Source organism: Halomonas sp., assembly GCF_041689495.1.
GTDB lineage: Bacteria > Pseudomonadota > Gammaproteobacteria > Pseudomonadales > Halomonadaceae > Halomonas.
Genome location: NZ_JBDNGD010000330.1, coordinates 1 through 2086, shown reverse-complemented (window position 1 = coordinate 2086; position 2086 = coordinate 1). Strand labels below are relative to the sequence as shown.

2 protein-coding genes and 1 pseudogene are annotated in these 2086 nt (G+C 65.3%); 1 reads left to right on the top strand and 2 read right to left on the bottom strand.

Annotated features, from left to right (window positions below; genetic code table 11):
- A pseudogene (locus ACESMD_RS10665) lies at positions 1–265 on the top strand (hypothetical protein); the annotation flags it as partial.
- Between the two features lie 24 nt (positions 266–289).
- On the opposite strand, the gene ACESMD_RS10660 reads toward ACESMD_RS10665, so the two are convergent.
- Both ACESMD_RS10660 and ACESMD_RS10655 read right to left on the bottom strand, forming a co-directional pair.
- Positions 290–802, bottom strand: coding sequence for an AEC family transporter (locus ACESMD_RS10660; protein ID WP_372612977.1), 513 nt, complete (start codon positions 800–802; stop codon positions 290–292).
- 92 nt (positions 803–894) lie between these two features.
- A complete protein-coding gene (locus tag ACESMD_RS10655) occupies positions 895–1836 on the bottom strand; it encodes a DNA ligase (RefSeq protein ID WP_372612975.1) in 942 nt (313 codons plus the stop codon).
- Between the last annotated feature and the right edge of the window lie 250 nt (positions 1837–2086).

The window sequence follows — 2086 nt, the reverse complement described above, 5'->3', positions numbered from 1 at the left end:
GCCCTTCGCCCGCAGCCGTGGCATGGTGCGCGAGACGCAGCATCTCCTCTTCACCGTGGCCCCCGGGGCGACCTGGATCATCATCTTCCTGGTCCTGCCCAGCGCCTACCTGATGGGCGTGGCCTTCATGACCAACGGCCCTACGGTCAGCCCCAGATGCCGCTGTCGCTGGAGTCGTTCCGGCGCCTGGCGGGCTTCGGCTTCCTGGGCTGGAGTCCGCGATCTACCCGTTGGGCAATTTCATCACAAGTTTCGGCGGCTATGACGACGGCGGCGCACTGAGCGTGGCCTACAATCTGGCTGATTTCCTGAACCGCATGGCGTTTGGTGCTGCGATGCTGTCGGCGGCCATGCTGGCCGCCCCGGCAGAGCGTAGCGAAGCGGATCTGATCTGATGGCACAACGCAGGCAGCAGGTTCTCGGTGACCAGCAGCACCACTGCCAGCGGCAGGGCGTCTTCTCCAAATGCCAGAATAGCGAGCGGCAGGCCCAGGTTGCCGCAGTTGTTGAACATCGCCGGGCCGACATAGATGGCCGGGTCGCGGCGGGTGGCGCGAACCCAGATCCAGGCCAGCATGCCCGATCCCAGCACGATCACGGCCGCACCGACGGCAGCCATCAGAAAATGCTCGCCGCCGCTGGAACGCTCGGTGAGCGCATGAAAGATCAGCGCCGGCGTGAAGATCACGATATTCAGCCGGTTAGCGTCGCGCAGATCGGTAGGCCGCCGGCGGCCATAGAAATAGGCCAGCGCGATGATGCCGAACACCGGCACCGTGATCTCGAGGATTCGAATCAGCACGTACTATTCAGGTCGGCCAACGGCGCAGAAAGCGCCATATTCTAGCTGTTTATTGCGCACCCGTTGCCCGCAGGCGATGATTCCGGCTTGTGCTATCGATGTCGCTCCGCCGAGTTGTTGGCGCCCGGAGACCGATCTAGCACGTTTCGGGCCTCGACTTCGGGCGGTGGCCCGTCGGGACGCCGACGCAGAAAACGCGCGAAGCGTGGCAGCCCTGTCGCCGTCTCACCGTTGTAGCGGTAGGTGATCCAGGCGCCGATCGGTGGCGGCTCGGTGCGCTGCGCGTCGCTGAAGCCGCTGCCGACCGCGAATTCGCGCCCATCGGGCGTACGCACCTCGAGCGAGCCCATCAACCCGTCGAGCCGGCCCTGGCCGGGGTTGCTGCCGATCACGCGGGCTTCAGCGTCTTCATACGGTTTGAGTTTGAGCAGGTCGTCGCTGCGCCCGGCGACATAGTCTGCGGCGCCGCGGTGCAGGATCAGGCCCTCGCCGCCGCGCGCCAGCGCGCGATTGAGCGCATCGTCCAGCGCAGCGGCGTCTTCGACCCTGAACTGTCGGATCGCGACAACCCAGGGCTGATCGATGGCAGCGACCACGTCGCGAATAGCCGGTACGCGCGCATCAAAAGAACCGGCGTGTTCGGGCAGGTCGAACACGCGATAGCTCACGTCGCGCCAGTCGCCGTCACCCGCATGGTGCGTACGCACGATACCGGAGACCCGCGCAAACTCGCCGTAGTCGCGCCACAGCTCGCCGTCGAGCGGCGTATCCGGCCAGCCGGCGGTGAACCATGCGGGCGCACGAATCACCGTGCCGCCGCGGGTGAGCAGGCGCCGACCGTCCCAGTAACCGCGCACGCCATCGTATTTCTCGCTGACCCAGTAATCGGCGAGCTCGGTATTGCGGTCATAGCTTTTTGCCAGCGTGACCTGGGGCGGGGTGGCGGCATGGGCCATGGCCGTGATGATCAGCAAGAGCAGGGTCATTGCCAGCTCGCGCAGGCCAGGCCGTCGAGTCGCCGTTGTTTCTGTCATGCCGTGTCCCCCGGTGGTCGAACTATGCGCATCCAATATCGCCTGTGCGGGTTAAAGTGGATCCGTTTTCCAGTAAACCGCCTGCCATGCCGCGAACCCTCACCCACCATGATCGCTTTCCCTATCGTGCGATTGTCGATCGCCCCGACTTCGACTGGCCCGATGGCAAGCGGCTTGCGGTCTATATCGGCCTGAACTTCGAACACTTCGACTTCGGCCGCGGTCACGGGGCGGCGCTCGCGGCCGGGCG

What these genes read in the sequence shown, in the direction of transcription:
- ACESMD_RS10655 (WP_372612975.1), bottom strand. Translation starts at nt 1,836, where the DNA reads ATGACAGAAACAACGGCGACTCGACGGCCTGGCCTGCGCGAGCTGGCA.